Source organism: Shewanella gaetbuli (assembly GCF_023284065.1).
GTDB lineage: Bacteria > Pseudomonadota > Gammaproteobacteria > Enterobacterales > Shewanellaceae > Shewanella > Shewanella gaetbuli.
Window position 1 is genome coordinate 1 of sequence record NZ_JAKIKP010000023.1, and the last position, 3198, is coordinate 3198.

Genomic DNA, 3198 nt, shown 5'->3' on the forward strand with positions numbered 1-3198 from the left:
CTCGAGGTCTTTTATCGAGGGTCTGCTTTACTGCAATAATTAAGTGAATCCAATAGCATAAACAACAGATTCCGGCCCACAAGCATTACCGGAATGACGGATTGCTCTAATAACGGGGATAATAAACATTACCGGAATGACGGGTTAGTCGCCATTAACTAGGCTATGCATTCGTTATCCTCCCCCCCCCCTACACCGTCACTCTTGAGTTTTCCTAATCCCGCCACGCTCGAACTCTCAAAACCGTCACCCTCGAGATCTTTTATCGAGGGTCTGCTTTACTGCAATAATTAAGTGAATCCAATAACATAAACAACAGATTCCGGCCCACAAGCATTACCGGAATGACGGATTGCTCTAATAACGGGGATAATAAACATTGTCGTAATAACGGGGAAATAAAACAATGACGGTTCAATTACCTCATCATTATTCCCCCTTAAAGAAATAATGCTGCTCTTGATGTAGTTCAGCTTCTGCTTCAAATAAGTCCTGTTCAAAAAAATGCACTTTAGTGCCGGGTGTTGCTTGCGCCAAAATATTTAAGTCTCTGTTGCAAACACATCCCATTTTGGGATAACCACCAATGGTTTGTCTGTCACGCATTAAAATAATAGGTTGGCCATTAGCTGGAATTTGTATCGCCCCCAGTGCAATACCTTCTGAAACGAAGCTTTGCTGTGCAAATTCAATAGGTTTACCTTTTAATCGATACCCCATTCGGTCTATCTCTGAAGTTACTGTATAAAATTCATTAAAGAATGTTTTTTGGGCTTCAGCACTAAACAGGTGAAATTGATATGTGGGTAAAACACCAATATTTATGATGCTTTTGTATTGTGGAATAAATTGTCGCGGAACTTTACGTGAATACGGCTGAATCTTTGCGGTAAAAGCGACACTATCGCCATTGGTTAGTTTATTGCCTTTTTTGCTTAATCCGCCCAGTTTATTTCGTACCACAGTGCTAACGCTACCTAGCGTTTTAGGGCTAGAAAAACCACCACTTACTGCAAGGTACGTTCGTAATCCTTGTTTCGGATAACCCATTTCTAATATATCCCCTGCTTTAGCAAGCCACGAACTCCAAGGGGTAATTTTGTTGCCATTTAGCGTTGCAACAACGTCTGCTCCGCATAATGCAAAACTTGTTGCTTGTTTAAAGCAGGCTTTAAATGGCCCCATGGTGATCTCAATTTGTGCTGCATTAGCTGGATTATTTAAAAGTTTATTAGCCCAATGAAAAGCATGGGTATCCATTGCTCCACCTGGTGTAACACCTACATCTTGATAACCATAGCGCCCAAGATCTTGCAATAAACTTAGCGGCCCGGCTTGAACAATATCTAATGCCATTCTTGTACCTTGTTTAATTTACAGTTGGCCACCCATTGCCAAAAACGTCTGTTTATCAATAGATTCAAAACGTACTTCATCACCCATGGCAAATTTACTTAAGCTATCTTCTGACTCGTCAAGTAAATCTATAGGAGTGCGGCCTATCACTTGCCACCCACCTGGCGATTGACTGGGGTAAATAGCGGTTTGTCTATCGGCTATGGCTACACTGCCTTTAGGAACACTTAGTCTTGGGGTTGCCTTACGCGGTATGGTCATTGGCTTTGGCGTATTGCCTAAAAATGCAAAACCCGGTGTAAAGCCAATGGCAAATACTCGATAAGTTTCTTGTGTATGCAATTTAACTATTTCAGAAAATGCCAAGCCGGTATGCAAGCTGACATCGCCATGGTCAAGTGCGACCTCTTGGCCATAATAAACTGGCAGTAGAATCTTATTGCGCACTAGATTAGTTAGGCTTGCTGTATCTAACTGGTTTAATACCCGTTGTACATTGAATATAAAGTTTCGTAATCCAGTTTTACGCAAATTGCAGCTTAATAAAATAGAAGTATAAGACGGCACTATATCTAAAAGCGTATCGTTAAGATCAGCCTTAAATAACTGACAAGCATGAGTAATTTTATCGGTTGTTTCAATACAAACGGTATCAGAAAAGTAAATAATGACACTATTTTCGTTAACAAGGTTTACTTGCATTCAGCCAGTCTCGCCTTTAAAACCCTTGCAATCTCAGCGGCTAATTCACCATCACCATGAATACATAAACTATCAGCTTTAATATTTACCTTTGTGCCATCATTGCTGGTGACACATTGCTCGTTGAATATCTGCACGGCTTGAGCAACAATAGGTTCTATATCAGTATGGCATGCATTAGCTTCAGTTCTGGGTGTTAGACGACCATCGGCTTGATAAGTCCGGTCAACAAAAGCTTCAAAAAGTAATGTAATACCGTATTCTGCGGCAAACTTTTGATAACGGGAAAAATCAGGAACTGCCATCACCATTAAGGGCAACTGTGCATCGTATTTAGCAAGCGCTTGTAATAACGCAACAAAAATATCGTCTGACTTCATCATTGCATTATAAAGAGCACCATGTGGCTTTACGTAACTTATTGCGATATTTTCAGTGTTACAAATACCCTGTAAAGCCCCTAGTTGATATATAAATAATGCCTGTAAATCTGCCAATGGCATATCAATAAAACGACGACCAAAACCAGCTAAATCGGCATAGCCAGGATGCGCTCCAATACGAACACCATGCTCTTTTGCACAACGTACCGTGCGCAACATAACACTGGGATCAGAAGCATGCATACCACAGGCTATATTCGCCATATCAATAAAAGGCATAATCTGTTCATCCTGACCTAACTGCCAGATACCAAAACTTTCACCCATATCACAATTTATAAGCATTGATATTTCCATAAATAATTTAAATTGAAGTCATCGATTAACTATCTGCAATACTGACTCTACTGGCTATTAAGTGCTGGCTATTAAGTACTTGCAACTCAGACACCTGAGCCTATTTTTATCCTTTTTTATTTAGTTTTTGTTCAATAAATGGTTTTGAAGCTTTATATAAGTCTTTATCTTTATTGAACAGCATTAACAATTCGAATTCAAATGGTTTAACTGCAGATTCCGGCTCAGAAGCATTGCCGGAATGACGTAAAAACAGTCAACACCATCATCCTCAGGCACCTACATCATTATCTTCTAGGTACCTACAACGTCATCCTCGAGATCTTTTATCGAGGATCTGCCTTGCTGTAATAATCACTTGAATTCAAATGGACTAACTGCAGATTCCGGCTCAGAAGCA

Annotated in this window: 3 protein-coding genes; all 3 read right to left on the reverse strand. The window is 40.1% G+C overall.

Annotated elements, in window-relative coordinates; all coding sequences use genetic code 11:
* Positions 1-429 precede the first annotated feature (429 nt).
* Genes L2672_RS17180 through L2672_RS17190 form a run of 3 tightly spaced genes read right to left on the reverse strand, consistent with a single transcriptional unit; the run spans position 430 to position 2786 of the window.
* A complete protein-coding gene (locus tag L2672_RS17180; RefSeq protein ID WP_248997058.1) occupies positions 430-1356 on the reverse strand; it encodes a 5-oxoprolinase subunit C family protein in 927 nt (308 codons plus the stop codon).
* 18 nt (positions 1357-1374) lie between these two features.
* On the reverse strand, positions 1375-2058 hold the full coding sequence (locus tag L2672_RS17185; protein WP_248997059.1) for a 5-oxoprolinase subunit B family protein: 684 nt from the start codon (positions 2056-2058) through the stop codon (positions 1375-1377).
* Positions 2049-2786 carry a 5-oxoprolinase subunit PxpA gene (locus tag L2672_RS17190; protein ID WP_248997060.1) on the reverse strand — a complete coding sequence of 246 codons (738 nt, stop codon included), beginning with the start codon at positions 2784-2786 and terminating at the stop codon, positions 2049-2051. Before L2672_RS17190 ends, L2672_RS17185 begins: the two co-directional genes overlap by 10 nt.
* Positions 2787-3198: the final 412 nt, after the last annotated feature.